The following is a 20359-nucleotide window of genomic DNA, read 5'->3' on the forward strand; positions in this document are numbered from 1 at the left end:
AGCCTTAGTCGATAACTGGTTATTTGGGCTTGATGATTTAAGTACTTTAGTCAGTTTTATACTGATTCTCAAAATGACAAAACTCACCTCAAGGCTACGCCCTCACTTAATAATCCAACATTAAATCAGTAAGTTAAATAAAATGCATAACTGGCACTCACTTTGCAATCTTTAACATCAGGCGTAACTACGTCTTAAAAAGATTACGAGCCGAGTCCTAAAGAGTTTATTTGCCAATAGAGGTCACAATGGTCAACCCTGAAGCCAATAGATTGCCAGTCATCATCACGATCAGCACCTTGTGTGTTGGGCTTGGTGTTGTTTGGTACTTTGTGCCTCACCCTGCTGTCATTGTGGCGCTCGCTCTTGTGCCATTGGCCGGGTTATTCGTGTTAAACAAAACATTCTGGTTAGTTCTATTGTTCGTTGTCTTTTCATTTTTCCGAATTCACGAAGCTATACCTCAGCTCTATTCGCTAAAAATACCGCTGATGCTTTCATTAGGCGCTCTGTCGGCTCTTCTATGGCATGCATTAATCAGTAAAGAACTTAAAATCTTCTGGCACCCTTGTTTAAATTGGCTCGCCATATTTTGGGTATTGGTTTTCATTGGTATTATCTTCGCGTCCAATAGGCCAATAGCACTAGCAGAATTCAAGGGCGTTTATTGGAAAATTATAGTGATGACGCTTGCGATTACTTGGCTAGTAAACACCACGGAAAATCTCGCAAAAACCGCGATGACGATTATCTACGCTGGCGCTTTAGTCAGCTCTATTGCCGTGTACAACTCAGTAAATGGTATTGGGCTTGTCGAGGGCTCACGCGTGACTATTGGCCGCGATTTTGGCTCTATGTTAGGTGACCCGAACGACCTAGCACTGGTACTGATGTTCCCACTCGCCTTTACAATAAGCCAAGCCACCACGACTGGCATCTCACGATCCAAACGTTTAATCAGTGCCTTAGTTTGTCTGTTACTGCTCGCCGCCATTATTGCCACTCAAAGCCGTGGCGGATTACTGGGTTGTATTGCGGTGATTGGTATTTTTGCGTGGAAGCTAGTGCGCTCTAAAGTTCTCTTAATCTCAGTGGGAACTGTCGCGGCCGTGGTGCTCTATTTAGTTGCTGGTATCTCAGACAGATCTTCTGGTGGTGCCGCTGAACAAGGTATCGATGAATCTGCAATGGGTCGAATCTATGCTTGGGAAGCAGCAATAAAGATGGCAGTTGAGAATCCACTGACCGGCGTAGGGTTGAACAACTTCTTCTCGAACTACTTCTTTTACAGTTCGCATTGGGACGGACTGAATCACGCCGTTCACAGTACCTGGTTTGGTGTGTTGGCAGAAACAGGCTTTATTGGTCTGATCATTTTTGTCTGCCTTATCGTTGCTTTGATCAAAACCTCTCGCTCTACGCTAACGAGGTTAAAAAACTCGGCCACAGAAATCGCCCCCGAACTCAATGCGGTCGCCTATGCGATCTATGCAGGTCTGATTGGAACAATCGTGTCGGGTACATTTTTGACTCAAGGCTTCAACTGGCCGATTTATATCCTCGCAGCACTCACAGTTTGCGTCTCAAATGTATCTCAAACTGCCTGTCAAAATGAGAAAACCTAAAAGACACATTTTAACCTATTGAAAATATTATATTTATTAGATGGCACAATATATGAAAGTACTTCTATATAACAAAAAAGAGGATTTTCATTATGACGTCAGTATCTATACATCAATTCAAACATTGGCTTAAGTTTCATCCTAATTCTCGAATTAGAAATGTGTTTTTCATTTTGAAAAACATCAGAAGCGCAGAGCTACCTACCCCTAAACTATTTAATCGCTGTCTATATCAAGCGCACAAGCTAGTGGTGAATCTGGTTTCTGGCTTTACGCGATTCTTCTACTGGACTCCGGCTTTCAAAGGTCGTGTGGCTCAATGTGGCAAACGCCTGTATTTGTATGGTGGACTGCCTTTCGTCAGCGGTCCGGTGCAAATTACGATTGGCGACAACTGCCGTATCTCTGGCCACACGACATTCTCTGGTTGTACTCAGCCACTTGAAGGCTTGGAACACCCACTATTGTCGATTGGCAACAACGTCGACATTGGTTGGCAGTCGACTATCGCTGTTGGCGGTAAAGTCGTTATCTCTGACAACGTACGAATCGCAGGCGGCGCTTTTCTATTTGGATACTCTGGACACCCGCTTGATGCAAAACGCCGAGCGCTAGGTGAAGGTGACGACCCTCAGCAAATCGGTGACATCATTCTTGAACCCGATGTTTGGTTGGGCACGAATGTGACGGTCAAAGGTGGCGTAACCATCGGCGAAGGTGCCGTAATAGCCGCAGGCAGCGTAGTAACAAAGAATATTCCTGCCTTCGCAATCGCAGGTGGCAACCCAGCTCGAGTTGTCGGTCACATCAAACCCGTTGAAGTGACAGAATCCGATATGTTCGATTCGTTAGAGACTCATGGAGGTGACCATGCGTGATTTAATCGTATTTGGTGAAGACTTTGGTGGCCTGCCTTCATCGACTCAACATTTAGTTCGTCACCTTGCTAAGCAGCACAAAGTCTTATGGGTCAACTCAATTGGCTTAAGACAACCGAAGCTGTCCGCCAAAGATGTTAGCCGAGCGTTCAACAAGTTGTTTGGTAAAACCAAGGCCGTAACTCAAAACATGCTCGACTCTGAGGGACACGACAACATTACTATCGTTAACTTAAAGACAATCCCTGCGCCTGCTTCTAAATTTTCTAGAAAGTTGGCTCAGCAAATGATGTTGCACCAACTAAAACCGGTTATTGCAGAGCTTAATCTTAACGCGCCTATCCTATGGACTTCTCTTCCGACCGCTGTTGATTTGTGCGGACACTTAGGCGAGTCATCTGTGGTCTATTACTGCGGTGATGATTTTAGCGCGCTGGCTGGTGTTGATCATGACACCGTTGCACAGCACGAATCAGAGCTAATCGAAAAATCAACGCTTATATTCGCGGCTAGCAAAAAATTGATGGGTAAATTTCCAAAGCATAAAGCGCACTTGCTACCACATGGTGTCGACGTAGACCTATTTTCAACACCCGCACCAAGAGCAAAAGATTTACCAAGCAACCACCGCCCTATTGCTGGTTTTTATGGCAGCCTTTCTAAGTGGCTTGATTATGAAATGATTGATCATGTTGCGAATGCGATGCCGGAATGGGACTTTGTTTTCATAGGTCCAAACGAGCTTGATACGCTCATGCTGCCTAAGTTGAGTAACGTACATTACCTTGGCCCTCGTCCACACCACACGCTACCAAGCTATTCTCAACACTGGGATGTGAGCTTGTTGCCGTTTGTTGATAACGAGCAGATCCGAGCGTGTAGCCCACTCAAACTAATGGAATACCTTGCGGCGGGCACACCCATTGTCACAACACCGTTCCCTGCTTTGGTTCCATATCAAGGGCACGTAACCACGGTTGGCAGTGCCAACCAAATGATTTGGGCGCTTGATCATGCACGCGAGCTAAGCAACTCACCTATCTCTGTCGTCGAACAAGAGAGCTGGCAGAACCGTGGTAACTTCGTACATTGGATGTTGGAGCTATTATGAATAATCTGAAATTGCGGTTATTAGTCATCATCAATGCGATGTGGCGCCAACGCTACGTTATCGTTCTGCCAATGCTTATTTTGCCCTTTGTAGGCTTTGGTGTGAGCAAGTTGGCTCCAACTAAATATGACGCGCATACCAGTATGTTGATTCAAGAAACGGCCAAGATGAATCCATTCTTGGAAGACATTGCCGTTTCGACGATGCTCAAAGATCGACTTAACGCATTGAGAACACTGCTTCACAGTCGACATGTGCTTTACTCGGTCGCTGATGAACTGCAATTAACCACGCCAGATATGCCTGAAATTGAGAAACAAGAGATCATTACTGACCTGTCTCAACGTCTAACGGTGACTCAGCTTGGAAAAGATTTTCTAAAGATAAGTCTAACGTCGAACACACCAAATGGAATGGAAGCGACGCTGCGCTCGGTAAGTGAACATTTCATTGAACAGTTACTCGCACCGGAACGTTCATCGATTGAAGATTCAAGTAACTTCTTGAAAATCCATATCGACAAACGTAGCGCAGAGCTTGCAGAAGTAGAAGAAGCGCTAGCTGCATACATGAATGAGAATGTTCATTCGACGCCTGAGGTACAGAGCCAAAGTTTGAATCGCTTAGCTTCACTCAAACAAACACTGGCAGAAAAAGAGGCCGAGTTATCGGGTGTCGAAAAAAGTTTAGGGTCAATCGACCAACAACTTTCAAGAACCAACCCTGTGATCGGTAAATTAGAAGACCAGATCATCGACATTCGTAGCGACCTTACCTTGTTACAAGCTAAATACACGGACAAGCACAGTGCTGTGCAAGCTAAAGTGCGTGAGCTAGACAGACTAGAGAATGAACGTAAGAGTTTGCTCGAGGTAACCCAGCCAACGATGAACAGCGACCAGCTTTGGGACATCGCAAGTAGTACGACACTGAACAAACTTTCTGATACCCAACCTCTTCTGGTCACTCAATTACACAGCCTACAGCTGGTTCGTGCTCGCTTTGAGTCTTTAACTGAAGAGACCAAAAGCCTTCGAACTATGATTTTCGAATTAGAACACAAGGCCAATAACTTCGGCGAAAATGCAAAAGAGATGTACCGCCTTAAACGTCAAGTTGAAATCAAACGTCAACTATATGATGAACTGACAGAGCGTTATGAAATGGCTCAACTAACGGGTTCGCTTGGTGTATTCGAGCAAAACAAACGTGTGAAGATTATCGATTTGCCTTTCACACCGAGTGTCAAATCTAACATGCCGACTTTTGTTTTTATTCTGGCTGGATTCGTTGCAGGTATCGGTTTGGGTATTGGTTTAGCGGTATTGTTTGAACTGTTTGATTCTTCAATCAAACGCAAAGACGAAATCGAAGATATCTTGGGTGTCCCTGTGATAACGGTGATCCCTAAAATGAGCTAGTCAGCCTCAAAGCCATTTTTGACTAGCTAGATTCACAGCTTTCTAATTTCCTAGCTTCGTGCTTTCTAGCTTTCTAGCTTTCTAGCTTTCTAGTTTCGTGCATCCTAGAGCAAAACGCCAACACTCGGTTGGCGTTTTGTTTATTTAGAGCCCCAAGTTCTAATGCTACTTTCGATTTCCCCAAGCACCACGATTCAAATAGCAATTCAATCGTATTTTGTTTTGATTCCCATTTTGAGAAATGAAAACCGCACTGGAATTGAATAACATAAGCAACTGAAAAATAAAGATTATTTAGTTGGCACAACTTCTGCAATCTCCTTGTGTAGTTAAACGTTTTAAAGAATTTACTTCAATAGAAACGTCAGAAAGGCGAAACAACAATTATAAAGGCAGGGTCCAAACTATGAATACGCATTTAACGAAGCATGGCAAAAAGATCATACACGTTGTTCAGCACCTTGCACCGGGTGGATTAGAAACCCTAACTCTGGATTTGCTGCGCCTTGCTAAACCAACAGACCAAATGTTGATTGTCAGTTTAGAGGGTACTAAACAAGAGTCTATAAACAACTGGCCGAAGCTAGAGCCATACAAAAAGCAAATCGTCTTTTTGGATAAAGCACCAGGCGTACAATTCAATATCATTATTAAGCTAATTAAAGCCTTCAATGCGATTCGCCCTGATGTGGTTCATACCCATCATATTGGCCCACTGTTATACGCTGGTTATGCCGCTCGCGTAACCGGGGTTCCAACTCGAATCCATACCGAACATGACGCTTGGCATCTGAACAACAACAAACGTCGTCGATTACAAGCGCTTGCTTTAAAAGCTGCTCAACCAACGTTAGTTGCCGACGCGACACGTGTTTATAACCAACTACGCACTGCTTTTTCTTATGAGAACATCATTACCATCAAAAATGGCGTTGATTGTGAGAAGTTTAAGCCAATGTCGAAAGAACACGCGAGAGCAAAACTAAACCTGCCGACAGACAAACACATCATCGGTTGTGCAGGTCGACTAGAACATGTCAAAGGCCAAGACCAACTTATTAAAGCACTGACTCTTTTACCTGCAAACATGGTTGTCGCATTGGCTGGCGGCGGTACTAAACGCAATCAACTAGAGCAACTGACTAGCCGCTTGAATCTGAGTGACCGAGTCATCTTTCTTGGCTTAGTTGAAGACATGACCACGTTTTACGGAGCGTTGGATACGTTCTGCCTACCTTCACGCCACGAAGGGCTGCCGCTTTCTACACTTGAAGCTCAAGCATGCAATATTCCAACCGTCGCAATGGACGTTGGTGCCGTCGATGAAACCTTATGTCCAGTCAGCGGCGCCCTCGTCAAAAGCGGCAGCATTGTGGGGTTAGCTAGTGCGCTATTAGAAAAGCAAAATGAACGCTTTTTGTCACCTCGTCGTTACGTACTCGAAAACTTCGACATCATCAAAATGGTTTCGTCTTACAACGACATCTCAGAAGGAGCTTACGCATGATTGATTGGTTGCTTGCGGGACTTTGTTTGTTTTCAGGTGCGTTGATTGTCTATCATCACGCAGCCTACCCTTTGTTACTGCGTTGGTATGCGAAAAGCCACCCCGCACGCAAAGTTGAAGAGAGTCATCGTTGCTACAAAGAGGAACAGCAAGATTGTACGTTGCCGACCATCACCGTTCTTGTTCCTGCATTTAACGAAGAACAGTGGATCGCAGACAAGATTCGTAACCTTGCTTCACTCGATTACCCCAAAAAGAAGCTGCAAGTCATTGTCGCTTGCGATGGTTGCACCGATAACACAGTCGCCATTGCACAAATGACCATACAAGAAGCGATGTGCAGTGATGTCTATTTTGAGATACATGACCATCAAGTAAACCGAGGTAAAGTCGCGGTTGTTAATGAAGAAGTGACACGTATAACCAGTGATATCACGGCGATGAGTGATGTTTCTGCCCTTATTTCATTGGATGCTTTGCTTATAGCTGCCGCTCATTTTGAAAGTGACAAGGTTGGAGTGGTAAACGCAACGTATCAACTTTGTCCAACAGGCAATGAAGGCGAAAACACGTATTGGCAGTACCAAACCGCGGTTAAAGAGTCTGAGGCTTCGTTAGGTTCTAGCTTGGGTTCTCATGGCGCTTTCTACTTGTTTAGAACACACCTGTTTGAACTGCTTCCACTCAACACTATTAATGATGATTTCATCTTACCGATGCAAATCGTTAAACAAGGTTACATCGCCGAATACGAAACCCAAATGGTTGCATTAGAGCTAGAAGAATCGAACCTAGAAACGGACTTCAAAAGAAGACTTCGTATTTCAGCGGGTAACATGCAACAAGCGATTCGATTATTTGCCTTGTTCAGCCCGAAGTTCAAAGGCATCGCGTTTGCGTTCTTTTCAGGAAAAGGACTTCGCCTGCTCACTCCCTATTTAATGATTGTGTGCTTAGTGTGCTCAATCTTACTTAGCAACTACTTGGTATTTGAAGCGCTGTTATGGGCTCAAGTTGCCGTTTATACCATTGGCGTCCTTGGCTGCATCTTGCCAAAGCGTCTAGTAAACAAACCTATTTCATTAATCTCTTATTTGATAGTTGGACACTACGCCAACTTCATTGGTGGCATTCGTTACCTAATCGGACTAGAAAACTCACCTTGGACACGAGCAAATCATTAAGGACTTATTATGATTAACATTGAACAGCTATCTACCCAAAACCTATACCAATACAAAATCTCACGTGCTAAACGTACTTTCGATTTTGTAAGCTCACTGATTGCTTTGATTTTGCTAGCGCCCGTATTTCCGTTGATTGCGATGGCGATTGCACTCACTTCTCGTGGCCCTATTTTCTACCGTCAATTGCGCGTTGGTAAATCGACACCGGAGAAAATGGAAATCTTTGAGATCATGAAATTCCGTAGCATGTACGAGGATGCAGAAACTCGCTCTGGTGCAGTTTGGGCTACCGCGAATGACCCACGAATCACGCCTGTTGGCCGCTTTTTGAGAAAGACACGTCTTGATGAACTGCCACAACTGATCAATGTACTGAAAGGTGAAATGTCTCTAATTGGCCCGCGCCCTGAACGCCCTACTTTTTACACCAAACTAGAGAACGAAATTCCTTACTTTGCTGACCGTACATACGGTGTAATGCCTGGTATTACAGGGCTTGCACAAGTAAATCAAGGTTACGACACCTGTATTGATGATGTACGTCGTAAAGTAGGTTTTGACCACAGTTATGCACTAAGCCTATGTTCGGTTAAGTCTTGGATTGCCGCTGATCTCAGCATCATCTCTAAAACAATCATCGTAATGGTAGATGGTCGAGGTCGCTAAACCAGTATGGTCTAAAGTGAGAGAACCAGCTGCTTAGTCCAAGGTGAAAAATAGAGCAGTCTTGTCCAATGTGAACACAAGGCCAGCTTTGATAGTGATTTATCGGCTGGCTTTTTACTGCCTCATTCATATATCCCAAGTACTAACGTTAGTCGAAAAGCAGCTTAAGTGCTTACAACCTAAAAAAGCTGTGCACTTTAAAACGTACAAAAGAGACCGTGGTTTTCTGCTTTATTGCCTTGGTGACACACAGTTCCAGATCATGGAAATGGGTTACCACAGCCATACATTTACTGGTAATGTAGCAAGCATTCGAAAACACGTTAAGAAGGTTTTGAAACGAGAGTTCCCTAGAAGCAATAAGGTTTGGGTGGAATACTATCAAGCTGTCGATGATCCATCCAACGTCAACAACTCCCACACCCAACAGATGCCCCTGTTTTAGTTTCAATGGAACATAACGTTGGTTGGATGAACGCTACTTTGGCGCTTCTGACTCTGTAAAATTGGTTTTAAAAGTGAAGGCATACGGCGTATCACCGATTTCTCTGAGGTGTTCAAGTCGCTCTATCGCTTCTTCGAGTGTGGGAATACGGTCTTCTTCAATCCACCAAAGAACATAAGTATCTTCAGGTAAACGATGAAACCAATCCCCCTTTCGGCGCATAAAATCACGGTGGTGTGTGCGGAACATGAAGTTCTTTAACGAATCTACAGAGTCCCACACCGACATGTTCACAATCATATTAGGATCATCGAAAGCTTGGATATTGGTGGCGTCACCAGATTCATCTTTCAGACGCCAAACGAACCCTTCACTGCTTTCTGCGATTCCATTAACCAACTCTAAGTTATCGACAAACTCTTTGATTTCCGGCGCATCTAACGGATATTTCGCCAAAGCAATATTTAACTCAGCTAACTTCATAACATTTCTTCCTTGATAAATTATGAGTAAATTTTTCTAGCACGCCGACTGATTCTTATAAAACTAAAGAACAGCCACGCCTTCAACTTCAATCACTGAGTTCACATTAGCGCGCTCGATTATCTTGAGTAACGTCGTTTGGATTAGTTCATTATCTCGGATTTCGGTTTCACAAGAAAAACGCTCTTCTTGGACACCATCACCCTCACTCAGCATAAATTGAACTGCGACTTCCGTTGCGAGATCTTTGGTCGTTCCGTAGTACGCTAACGTGATTTTAGGGTATCCGTGGTCGCCTTTTTTAACCTGCTTTGCGATACGTTTTTTGGCTTTATCTAAATTCATACAACTTCCTTTTAAGTTTGAAATACAAGGTGACTAGAACACCTTTTTAAACGGTAAGCAATACAATCAGCGTTGGTTATAGAGATTCCCTAGCCTGTTGATACTAATCAAGATGGTACAGTCTTAGCACTTTAAAGAGTGATAGCTAGAACACAGAAAACCTGTTTAAGAAATATAATGACAACATATAAGAACTACGCGCCAAGAAGTGGGAGATGTTTTCGTTGCTGATAAGTTAAGGCTAACTCCAAGCACTGCTTGATTGGTGCCTTGGGAAGTGGTTCAGTCAGTTTCAAGACGATTGCCCGATTACCTTGAAATACCAATGTGCCATCGTGCAATTCTCTGAATGTGTCGATTAGCTTCGTTTGGCAGTTAAAGAACAAGTAATAGTTGTTTGGCGATTTTAATTTCCAATCGATTCGAATTGGACTGCCCGTCTTAACGCTGTAACTCGGCTCGCCCCATTTCAGAGACTCTTCGACTTCACCTAAATCCAAATCAGAGCAAAGCTCAAAGATTAATGAACGCAACTCTTCAAGCCGAGCTCGAACATCATCGGGATACTCGTCGAAATGTGTTTTGATTGCTCTGTCCATTCAACCTCCGATTCATTTGTTGTGATATTAAAGTCCAGCTCACTTAAAGCATAGAACCTTAAACATTAGCCCAACTTTAAACGAAAAGTGCCAAGCCTCGTAAATCGATTTTGAGTTATCTGTTCGTTAGCGGTTTTCAAGGCCAGCTTTAGACCGTCTGTATCCTTACAACCAATGTAAACATGTTTTCCATTGCTTAGGCTTAACTTCAACGCTGAACCTATCGATGCATTATACAACCAGCCATCGCTCAGCATTCGGATGCCAATACCTTGATACCACTTGCTTTGATAGAACGATGTCTCGGTAATGTCTGACACTTCTACATTCTTACGCAAAAAGCCAAAGCCGAAATACCAACTTAGTACATTGTCTTTGACCTCAATGGTCATGGAGAAAAAGAGCAAAGCAATTAAACCATTGATGGCGTGAGCGACTAATGTCCCGGGGTTATTATCCGAGGTAACGACAATGAAAGCACTTATCGCAACAAGGATGAGCAGCAATCCCTTGTTGGATTCCTTACTATAAAACACAGTGGCAACTCCTATAGACAACGAACAATCCACTAACTAGCCAACAGTTATCTTACTGCAGCCTTTCTAAAAAATCGTAGCAAGTAATGCAGGCATACTCCCACAACCAAACCAAGTAGCATCGCCTTGATACTACCAACCCAAAGTATCAAACCAGAATAACCTTGTCCCGGACCTAAGCCTTGTTTATTAATCACATCGACAAACATAAAACCGTTCCACAGCACATGCAGTGAGGCTGTAAATCCATGCACACAAATTGCGATGGTTCCAAGTAACTTGTACTTGTTAATAACTGGTGCGCCACAAAAAATGACAACAAGCGCAAATGTAAAAATCAGAGGGCCAGACAGTACTAAAGTGAGTGTGATTACTTCAACGTGGCTCTCTATGCCATAACTGTATGTACAAAATACCATTGTCATTGAAAACAAAAGCGAAATGAGTGCGAACCATAGCGTTCTATTCATTGGGGTTCCCTGCCTTAATAGTGGGTTTAGGACAAATTCGATAATCGACAGGAAGAACTAATTACCAAAAATACGGCATGAGAAATGCCCTTGTTACACGACTATTCGATGGACAACTCAGACTTTCATAAACCCAATGTAACGGAAGACTTAGAACACAAGCTAGGCAATATAGCTTCGGCTATATTGAACCACGAGCATAGACTGAAGACAGGTGCTACGACGGAACAAGTAAGGTAGGCTCTACTCATCAAACGATGAGCAATCCACGTATATCAGCATGAGAACCGACGACATTACTTGCTTCATCTATGTAATAACACTATCCCTTAAATAACAAGAAAGGCTCTATAAATGCGGGAGCAGAAACTTCTACGCTCTTATTGACAGAGGGGGTCATATCGCCGCATTAAGGTGTGAGCAACGCTACAACTAAACCTAACCATAGCACCATAAACACAAAACCCAACGATGACACCGAAAATGCCAAGCGTTGGGAATCACTCTTAAATGCTTTGTTAAGTGCCCTACCACTTACTCGAAAAGCCGATCCTTTTTAGTCGCATTTCTATGAGAGCCATCTCAACATAGTTAGACTTGTTTGAATATATATTATCTTTATACTCGAATACTAAAGGGAGTAAGTGTTCAAGAACTTCCTTTTCAGTATTTAACTTATACTTTAGGCTCTTAACTTTACGAAAGTATTGAAAAAGAAAAAAACACGAACCCATTAGTAACGTTGCAGTCAATAGACAAGTGAGCAGGAAAGCCCACACTTCAAGTTTTTCAATCAAGAATGTGCTGTCATAAAGAAAAAAACCAGCAGCCAAAGTGGCATAAATACCGACCATAGATACCATAGCCATAGTGCGAAGATTTACAATCCTCGTGTTTAGATCCTCTATGGTAGCAGAAACTGATTCCGCCATTTCCAGCAAACTCTCTAATTCATTTTGGCTATCTTTCTCGGTCATTCTATTTTTCCGTGCTTGATTGTAACAAAGCCATATTATCGACAAATACTCTTAGATAATTACGCTGTTTCGTTACACTGTCAATCTGTGATGTAACCTTTTCACCATTCCACTCAAAAGCTTCGGGTTGTGCACATACTGGAATAGCAATTACTTTAATATTTGCTTTACCGATAGCTTGATATAGCTCGGTAATTACGTCTGCGAACACACTACCACAATCAGGATGATAGTATTGCTTAGCATCTTCAACACTTGACTCATATAAGTCCACCTTGTTTACAGCAATCGCTATCCAGTTTGGACCACGCCCATTACTTTTAGAAAGTTTGACTGACTCTAGAAGCCTCTTAAACTCCTCTAGCTCAATTTGAAGATTATGGTCACGAACCTTAGATACGCTATCTAGTTCCTTATGCTCAACCATCGTTTTTCTGATTGAGTCATCTCGAACGGCAGTATAACCCCAATCTACAACATGAATTATGCCTTCTAGCGAATCACTTGAATTTAGTGCAAGATCAAGAGCTTTTGCTCGTTCAGCATTGTTCTGTCCAGGAATAACTGAAACAAGTTTTGTCCAATCACCGATAGTAATTGGCTTAACTTCAACTTCGTTACTAGTACCTGGCAACTGCCAATCAAGGCTGTTGGCTTCCCCATGGTAGTGAGCGGCAAGCACACTTTTTCCCGCTCCAGGTCTGCCAGTTACAATAACATCAGCACTACCCTTACCTAACTTAATCAAAGCTTTGATCCAATGCTCATGGATCGCATGCCTATACTGATAAGCGTAAACTACAGGCTTTGCAACTGTAGGTACTAAATCAGTCCAACTTTCGCTATTCATAATTATCTCTTTTATGTTTATTTTTCAGTATTTTAATTGCAAAATTATCTAAAGTCGAATGTGATCTTTAACGGCACTTAGCCGCATTAAGGTGTGAGCGACGCTTGGCTATACTTGAGCGAAGCGAAACTGCCAAGCGTTGCGAATCACTCTTAAATGCTTTGTTAACTTGCCAGCCATTGAAGCAGGACTGTGATCTGATTTGTAGCCATAGCCAGCAAACCCAAGATAGCCTTGAAGGAATCTTTAAGCCCAAATACAGCTTCTATTACGGTAATGACAGTGAGCATTAAAATCAGATTATTCGTCCTAGTCTGAAGCAGTTGCTGCTGACTCTGGCAGTAGTAATCATGCCACCAAGCATTTTCCTTAGAGTAAGGCTCATCGAAGTCATGGTCTCTGTGGTGCTGGTATGTGCGAATCACCTCTCCCTCCTTATCAGGGATAAGCTGACAGTGAGTACCTATAGAGCCTTCGTGCCAAAAAGTGTAACGGTCGAAGTATAAATCAAACTCTTCACCGGGATTCAATGCTTTGATTTTTGGTGTCGATAGAGCTTTTTGTTCAAAGCCTCCCATCAAGCCACCGCCTGACGTTATTTTGAATTCAGAAATTGTTGCACCAGAAAAAGGCTCAGTACCAATATTCTTAATTTTTAAGCCATACTCAAAGGGCTCATTCTGAACAAGAAAAGGATATTTTCTCGTATACAATCGTTTTCTGATCGGTCTATGTATAAATTGGAGACGAAGATCTACCTGCTTTTTTGGTAATAGCTCCAATTGTTCTTCTTGTTTTTCTTCCACTAAATACTCCTAATTCAAAAGCAAGTTAACAGCTATTAGACAGAAAAATTCTGCATTTAAATATAGGATTTTTCTATCTAGTTTCATATGGGCGGAACTCTACCACGATTAATCACAGCAATTCAGTGACTTAAAACATAGATACGTTCATTGAATGACTAAATGCAGAATATTTCCGTATAGTATGAATATCGCAAAACTGCGCAGAACTGGATATAAAAACAGTACCACTACACATACCCCAAACACAAAAAAGCCTGCCATCTATGCGAACATAAATGGCAGGCTTTATACGTTAGTTAAGCTTGTGTGTGGCTAGCTTACGCGGCTTCGAATGCGAGGGCTTTCTTCTCTACTTGGCGGAAGATCAGCGTTAGTATGCCGTTTACTGCTAAGTAGAATGCGCCGGCGATACCAAACACAGTAAGTGTGTCGTAGGTTTGGCCGTTAATACGCTGAGCGTAACCCATCAAATCCATTATGGTGATGGTGCTTGCCAGTGACGTGCCTTTGAAGACTAGAATCACTTCGTTCGAGTAAGCTGGAACGGCGCGGCGTAGTGCGTATGGCAGTAACACTTTAAGCGTTGCGATTTTGTCCATGCCGAGTGCGCGACATGCTTCCCACTGCCCTGCTGGAATGGCGTTGAATGCGCCTCTGAACAGTAGCGTGCTGTATGCCGCGGTGTTCAAAGCTAATGCTAACATTGCGCAGAACCAAGGTTGGCTTAACCAAGTCCACATGAAGCTTTCACGAATCCAATCGAACTGACCCGGGCCGTAATACACCAAGAAGATTTGAACCAACAATGGTGTGCCAGTGAACAGCGTGATGATGCCACGAGTGAACCAGTGAATCGCCGGTATTCTTAGAATTAGCGTTACCGTCATCAGCAGTGACAAGATACAACCAACAAGCAATGAAGCGCCTGTGAGTTGAAGACTGGTCACTAAGCCTTCAAGCATTTGAGAGAGGTATTGTTGATTCATGCCATTGCCCCTTTGTTACCCAAACCTTGAATAGAGAACTTACCATCAATCACTTTTACCAATCTTTGTGTGATTAAAGTGATGACCAAGTAGATTGCTGCTGCTGTCGCGTACCAAGTAAATGCTTCGTGCGTTGCAGCGGATGTTAGTTGTGCTTGTTTCAGCAAATCTGTTACGCCAATTAGCGAAACTAATGCAGTGTCTTTCAGTAACACTAACCATTGGTTGGTTAACCCTGGTAGTGCGTGTCTTACCGCTTGAGGTAACACGATACGAAAGAATGCACGAGACTGAGAAATACCAAGTGCGCTTGCTGCTTCTCTCTGCCCTTTGCTTACTGCTTTCAAAGCACCACGCAAGGTTTGTGACGCGTAAGAAGCAAAGATAAGTGACAGTGCAACAACACCAGATAAGAACGGGCTCACTTCGATGAAGTCGCCAGTGATCATGAACAGAACTTGTGTCGAACCAAAGTAGATAAACAGTACGACCAGAATTTCTGGTAAACCACGAACAATCGTCACAAATGCAGTCGTTGGCCATTTGATTGCAATACGACGAGACATCTCACCACTTGCAAACAAAACTGCTAGAACCAATCCAACCAATAGGCTTACGAACGCAAGCTGAACAGTCATCCAGCCCGCTTCGACGAGCCCTAAAGAGTAACCCGTTAATTCCATAAATTACTTACCGAAGTACTTGTTGAAGATCTTGTCGTATTCGCCGTTCGCTTTCACTGCAGCAAGTGCAACATTAAGCTGGTCTACAAGTTCTTGGTTGCTCTTGTTTACTGCGATACCAAAGCCGTTACCGAAGTACTCTTGGTTTGTTACTTGGTCGCCAACGTACGTTAGGTTGTCTTCTTTCTTGAACCATTCTGCTACAACGGCTGTGTCACCGAATACAGAATCGATACGACCGTTTTTCATGTCGATGAATGCATCTTGGTAGCTTGAGTAAGGTACCGCTGTTACGCCAGTCATTTGCTCAAGTAGGAAGCTCTGGTGAGTAGAACCGTTTTGAACGCCAACACGCTTACCTTCTAGTGCTGCTTGGTCTGCTACTTTGCCTTCGAAAGAAATGAATGCTGCAGAGTTATCGTAGTATGCGTTAGAGAAGTTCACTTGTTTAAGACGCGCTTCTGTGATGTCCATTGCCGAGATAGCCGCATCGTAACGTTTGAATTTAAGTGCAGGGATCAAGCTATCGAATGCTTGGTTGTGGAAAGTACACGTTGCTTTCAGCTCTTCACAAAGTGCGTTTGCTAAGTCTACGTCAAAACCCTGAATTTGGTTGTTCTCATCCATGTATTCGAATGGTGCGTACGTTGCTTCCATCGCGAATTTGATTTCTTCTTGAGCTGCTGCGTTAAAAGAAGCAAGGCCGATAAGTGAAGCTAGTAGAATCTTTTTCATTTTGTTACTCCGAATACTGTGTAATAGCGGCCTGTGGCCATTCTTATAATTTGATTGTTTTAATTGATGTTGTGTTTAGCTAGATCTAGTGAGTCAACTTTCTTTTAATAAGTGACTTACTTAATGAGTCAGATACTCGGCAAACTCAGGTGTCTGCGGATTAACGAATGAATCGCTGGTGCCGTGTTCAACGATGTACCCTTTCTCTAGGTACAGAACGTGGCTAGCAATCTTCTTCGCGAAATCGACTTCATGCGTCACGACCACTTGGGTAATGCCCGTTCCGCTCAATTCTTTAATAATGCTCACGACTTGGTTGGTGATCTCAGGATCAAGCGCCGCTGTTGGTTCATCAAACAACAACACATCCGGTTTCATCATCAGCGCACGTGCAATCGCAACACGCTGTTGTTGACCGCCAGACAGTTGAAGTGGCCAAGCGTCTGCTTTGTCGGCAAGTTGAAGTGTCTTTAGGACTTCTTGCGCTTGCTTAATCGCTTCTTGCTTATCCAAACCCGCCACTTTGGTTGGTGCTTCAATCAAGTTTTCCATCACCGTCATGTGTGGCCATAAGTTGTATTGCTGGAACACCATGCCGACTTTACGACGAAGTTTAAGCCCCTGCTTCTCTTGGATTTGGCTTGAAAAATCGAATTGCTCATTCGCAATGTCTAGTTCGCCGTTGTCCGCGATTTCAAGCAGGTTCAATACACGCAGTAATGAACTCTTGCCCGCGCCGCTTGGGCCAAGCAATACCAAGGTTTCGCCACTCTCACAGTCGAAACTGATGTCGTGAAGAACTTGGGTATCACCGTATGATTTGTTGATGCTCTTTACTTGAATACTCATGCCACAATACTGCATTAATTGTCATTTGTTGGTTATTCTATTCAATCCGATGTTTTATGCAAGAAAAATGTATAAAAAACTACTTTGTTGAATTTTTGTAACAAATATTCCACAAAAAACAGTCGCTATAACTGGTCTTACAACCAAAACTTACAAGTCATTGATAAAGCTAATATCGAGATAAATAGCAAACGTTTTGCTATCAATTTATAAATCATCGCACGGTTGCTTGTTTATGTGTGCACTCTCCTATCAACGCTAATTTACTTGCATAAAAATTAGGGTTAAATAGCTTGGTTTCCTATCCAACTGACTGGATCAAAATGCTTAGTTTTCCTTTAAGGTCGTTTCGAATTATTCACTTAGTGTTGATGAAATATTGGAAATTGAGTTTCCTAGGGAGCGTCACAGCGCAATAAATGCTTTAATGGGTTCAATTCTCAACAACAATTACTGCCCAGCGAACAACGCGCAGTACAGGCAATAAGTCATAAAGCAATTAGCCATAAGCAACAAGCAACAAGCCATCTATTTTTAAAGCGACAACACATTAAGGCAGTCATATGCAAAACGATGTCTCTTCTACGCTCGACTCGAACCAGCGACAGACTCAGCGATCGACTCAACAAGCGCCAGAACCCAAACCTGAGAAAAAAAGCCTCAGTATTTTGTTTGAGCTGAGTAAATTCATTCAGCCTTATAAAGGTCGTGTTATTGCTGCGTTGATCGCGTTGATCTTCACAGCGAGCTTAACCCTTTCAGTCGGACACGGTATTCGTCTTCTTATCGACCAAGGCTTCAGCCAACAATCGTTGTCAGACTTAGGCAGCGCGATTCAATTCATCATGGTGGTGGTCGTGCTGATCTCGATTGGTACTTTCTTCCGCTTCTACTTGGTTTCTTCTGTTGGGGAACGTGTGAGTGCAGACATTCGCTTATCGGTTTTCAATCATGTCGTGACGCTGCACCCGAGTTACTTCGAAACCAATGGCAGTGGCGACATCATGTCGCGCATTACAACGGATACTACTCTGCTTCAAAGCATCATAGGTTCATCGTTCTCTATGGCGATGCGCAGCGCGTTGATGTGTATTGGTGCAATCATCATGCTGTTTGCTACCAACATTAAGTTGACCTTGATTGTATTGGCCTCGGTGCCGTTTATCTTGATTCCGATTCTTGTGTACGGGCGCCGTGTAAGAGCCCTATCTCGCCAAAGCCAAGATTCGATGTCTGATGTGGGTTCTTACGCAGGTGAGGCAATTGAGCACATTAAAACGGTGCAAAGCTACAGCCGAGAAGAGCAAGAAAAAGCATCATTCGCGGTTGAAGTTGAAAAGGCGTATGAGATTGGTCGCCAGCGTGTAAAACAGCGCGCGATTCTTATTTCTGGCGTTATCGTGATTGTATTCAGTGCTATCGCAGGCATGCTTTGGGTTGGCGGCAGTGATGTCATCAACGGCACCATGTCGGCGGGTGATTTAGCGGCGTTTGTGTTTTACGCAATCATGGTTGCTTCGTCATTAGGTACGATTTCAGAAGTGATGGGTGAACTGCAACGCGCGGCAGGTGCGACCGAGCGATTAATCGAGGTCCTACAAGTTGAAAGCCATATTGTTGCGCCAGTTGCGAATCCAACTTCGCTTGCTAACGTAACGCCAGAAGTTGCATTTGATGATGTGACCTTCTGTTATCCATCAAGACCGGACCAACCCGCAACAAGCAACCTCACGCTTACTGCCCATGAAGGCAAAGTGTTGGCACTGGTTGGCCCGTCTGGCGCAGGTAAAACTACCCTGTTCGAACTGCTGCAACGTTTCTACGACCCACAAGTGGGTAAGGTCACCTTAGGCGGTGTTGAACTGAATCAGTTTGATCCTAACGAGCTAAGAAAGCAGATGGCATTGGTGCCGCAACAACCTGCTCTGTTCAGTAACGATGTGTTCCATAACATTCGCTACGGCAACCCGCAGGCAACAGACGAGCAAGTGATCGAAGCGGCGAAGAAAGCGCACGCACACGAGTTCATTCAAAACCTACCTGATGGCTACAACAGCTTTCTTGGTGAACGTGGTGTAAGGCTTTCTGGTGGGCAGAGACAACGTATTGCCATCGCACGTGCCATCTTGAAAGATCCAAATATTCTATTGTTGGATGAAGCAACCAGCGCACTAGACAGTGAAAGTGAGCATCACGTACAACAAGCGTTAGAAGAGTTAATGCGTGGCAGAACGACGATCATTATCGCCCATCGATTATCAACAATTAAACACGCCGACCAAATTGCGGTGCTCGATAAAGGACAACTAGTAGACATCGGCGACCACCAGTCTCTCATCAATAGCTGCGAATTGTACCAACGCTTGGTTGAGCTGCAATTCAAACACCTTAGTGCGTAACCATTGAGTGGATGTACAACTAAGTCACTGACATTGTGTGGTTTCAAGCTTCAAAAACTTAAATCACGCGTGTTGCAGTTTTGTTAATTTAGCGGTAGGGTTTTTATTCCAATAACAACTTATTCCGATGAAGGATAAGTAAATAACGTTAATTACACAGATAACAATAAGAGAGTTCGCATGGAAGCACTATTATCTGACTACCCGGTAGTAACAGAAATCCCTGTCGCTTGGGGAGAAATGGACGCACTCAATCACGTTAACAACGCTGTATATTTTCGCTATTTCGAAACCGCTCGCTTAGATTTTTTCAAGCACGTCGAGCTGATGGAAGAGATGGCGATTACCAAAGTTGGTCCTGTTCTTGGTGACACTTACTGTAAGTATTTCCGCCCAGTCACGTATCCAGATACCTTGATGGTCGGCTCACGTGTTACCGATATTCAAGATGACCGATTCACCATGGAATACGCGATTGTCAGTAAGGCTCAACAGAAACTGACGACCGTTGGCACTGCGACTATCGTGATGTTTGATTTTGCTTCGAACCAGAAAGCCCTGCTCTCGCTGCGCTTAACCAATGAAATCGAAAAGATGAACACGTTGAAAAGCCCATGCTTCAAACAAGAAGCCGTGACAGAATAACGTATTCGTTGGTTGAGAAAGATTCAGAAAGTTTCAGACATTAAAAAGGCCACTCGATTGAGTGGCCTTTTGTTTATTGGTTCAGAGTGCTTAAAAGAAGTTACGCGTTATAAGCCTTGAACGCTCTCGACCTTGGAAGCTATAAACCTTGCA

General features: G+C 43.5%; 21 protein-coding genes. 9 read left to right on the forward strand and 12 right to left on the reverse strand.

Annotated elements, in window-relative coordinates; translation table 11 throughout:
* Positions 1-248: 248 nt before the first annotated feature.
* From AB4154_RS03285 to AB4154_RS03315, 7 genes are all read left to right on the forward strand, one after another.
* Positions 249-1625 carry an O-antigen ligase family protein gene (locus AB4154_RS03285; RefSeq protein ID WP_136982666.1) on the forward strand — a complete coding sequence of 459 codons (1377 nt, stop codon included), beginning with the start codon at positions 249-251 and terminating at the stop codon, positions 1623-1625.
* 92 nt (positions 1626-1717) lie between these two features.
* Positions 1718-2503 (forward strand): DapH/DapD/GlmU-related protein, encoded by a 786-nt coding sequence (locus AB4154_RS03290; RefSeq protein WP_017068359.1) that lies wholly within the window; start codon positions 1718-1720, stop codon positions 2501-2503.
* On the forward strand, positions 2496-3614 hold the full coding sequence (locus AB4154_RS03295; protein ID WP_372122170.1) for a glycosyltransferase: 1119 nt from the start codon (positions 2496-2498) through the stop codon (positions 3612-3614). The genes AB4154_RS03290 and AB4154_RS03295 overlap by 8 nt, the downstream gene beginning before the upstream one ends.
* Positions 3611-5035, forward strand: a complete 1425-nt coding sequence (locus AB4154_RS03300; protein ID WP_372122171.1) for a GumC family protein — start codon at positions 3611-3613, stop codon at positions 5033-5035. The genes AB4154_RS03295 and AB4154_RS03300 overlap by 4 nt, the downstream gene beginning before the upstream one ends.
* Positions 5036-5441: 406 nt before the next feature.
* Complete coding sequence (locus AB4154_RS03305) at positions 5442-6542, forward strand: glycosyltransferase (protein ID WP_372122173.1); 1101 nt, start codon at positions 5442-5444, stop codon at positions 6540-6542.
* Positions 6539-7726 (forward strand): glycosyltransferase family 2 protein, encoded by a 1188-nt coding sequence (locus tag AB4154_RS03310; protein ID WP_229647965.1) that lies wholly within the window; start codon positions 6539-6541, stop codon positions 7724-7726. Before AB4154_RS03305 ends, AB4154_RS03310 begins: the two co-directional genes overlap by 4 nt.
* Positions 7727-7735: 9 nt before the next feature.
* A complete protein-coding gene (locus tag AB4154_RS03315) occupies positions 7736-8395 on the forward strand; it encodes a sugar transferase (RefSeq protein ID WP_017059580.1) in 660 nt (219 codons plus the stop codon).
* Positions 8396-8873: 478 nt separating this feature from the next.
* On the opposite strand, the gene AB4154_RS03320 is transcribed toward AB4154_RS03315, so the two are convergent.
* The 12 genes from AB4154_RS03320 to artP all read right to left on the reverse strand — a co-directional run bounded on the left by AB4154_RS03320 (position 8874) and on the right by artP (position 17162).
* Positions 8874-9323: a DUF3291 domain-containing protein gene (locus tag AB4154_RS03320; RefSeq protein WP_017059578.1), complete on the reverse strand. Its 450-nt coding sequence runs from the start codon at positions 9321-9323 to the stop codon at positions 8874-8876.
* 63 nt (positions 9324-9386) lie between these two features.
* Positions 9387-9668 carry a hypothetical protein gene (locus AB4154_RS03325; protein WP_123285506.1) on the reverse strand — a complete coding sequence of 94 codons (282 nt, stop codon included), beginning with the start codon at positions 9666-9668 and terminating at the stop codon, positions 9387-9389.
* A gap of 194 nt (positions 9669-9862) precedes the next feature.
* Positions 9863-10267: a DUF1801 domain-containing protein gene (locus tag AB4154_RS03330; protein WP_017059576.1), complete on the reverse strand. Its 405-nt coding sequence runs from the start codon at positions 10265-10267 to the stop codon at positions 9863-9865.
* A 65-nt stretch (positions 10268-10332) separates the two neighbouring features.
* Positions 10333-10824: a hypothetical protein gene (locus AB4154_RS03335; RefSeq protein WP_372122175.1), complete on the reverse strand. Its 492-nt coding sequence runs from the start codon at positions 10822-10824 to the stop codon at positions 10333-10335.
* A gap of 26 nt (positions 10825-10850) precedes the next feature.
* Entirely contained in the window at positions 10851-11273 is a 423-nt protein-coding gene (locus tag AB4154_RS03340) for a hypothetical protein (protein ID WP_102333315.1), read from the reverse strand.
* Between the two features lie 527 nt (positions 11274-11800).
* Entirely contained in the window at positions 11801-12250 is a 450-nt protein-coding gene (locus AB4154_RS03345; protein WP_022593433.1) for a hypothetical protein, read from the reverse strand.
* Between the two features lies 1 nt (position 12251).
* On the reverse strand, positions 12252-13100 hold the full coding sequence (locus tag AB4154_RS03350) for a hypothetical protein (protein ID WP_078608527.1): 849 nt from the start codon (positions 13098-13100) through the stop codon (positions 12252-12254).
* A 164-nt stretch (positions 13101-13264) separates the two neighbouring features.
* Complete coding sequence (locus tag AB4154_RS03355) at positions 13265-13906, reverse strand: hypothetical protein (RefSeq protein ID WP_372122178.1); 642 nt, start codon at positions 13904-13906, stop codon at positions 13265-13267.
* A 320-nt stretch (positions 13907-14226) separates the two neighbouring features.
* The gene (gene artM, locus AB4154_RS03360; protein WP_017068344.1) at positions 14227-14895 is read right to left on the reverse strand and encodes an arginine ABC transporter permease ArtM; all 669 of its coding nucleotides are present in this window, start codon (positions 14893-14895) and stop codon (positions 14227-14229) included.
* Entirely contained in the window at positions 14892-15578 is a 687-nt protein-coding gene (gene artQ, locus AB4154_RS03365; protein WP_372122180.1) for an arginine ABC transporter permease ArtQ, read from the reverse strand. Before artQ ends, artM begins: the two co-directional genes overlap by 4 nt.
* 3 nt (positions 15579-15581) lie before the next feature.
* Complete coding sequence (locus tag AB4154_RS03370) at positions 15582-16313, reverse strand: lysine/arginine/ornithine ABC transporter substrate-binding protein (protein WP_004733839.1); 732 nt, start codon at positions 16311-16313, stop codon at positions 15582-15584.
* 120 nt (positions 16314-16433) lie between these two features.
* Positions 16434-17162 (reverse strand): arginine ABC transporter ATP-binding protein ArtP, encoded by a 729-nt coding sequence (artP, locus tag AB4154_RS03375; protein ID WP_032545343.1) that lies wholly within the window; start codon positions 17160-17162, stop codon positions 16434-16436.
* Between the two features lie 563 nt (positions 17163-17725).
* On the opposite strand from artP, the gene AB4154_RS03380 reads away from it, so the two are divergent.
* Entirely contained in the window at positions 17726-19561 is a 1836-nt protein-coding gene (locus tag AB4154_RS03380; protein ID WP_171733666.1) for an ABC transporter ATP-binding protein/permease, read from the forward strand.
* A gap of 180 nt (positions 19562-19741) precedes the next feature.
* The gene (locus AB4154_RS03385) at positions 19742-20206 is read left to right on the forward strand and encodes a thioesterase family protein (protein ID WP_017061819.1); all 465 of its coding nucleotides are present in this window, start codon (positions 19742-19744) and stop codon (positions 20204-20206) included.
* The last annotated feature ends 153 nt before the right edge of the window (positions 20207-20359 follow it).

It is taken from the genome of Vibrio sp. 10N.286.51.B11 (genome assembly GCF_041469245.1).
Classification (GTDB): Bacteria; Pseudomonadota; Gammaproteobacteria; order Enterobacterales; family Vibrionaceae; genus Vibrio; species Vibrio crassostreae_C.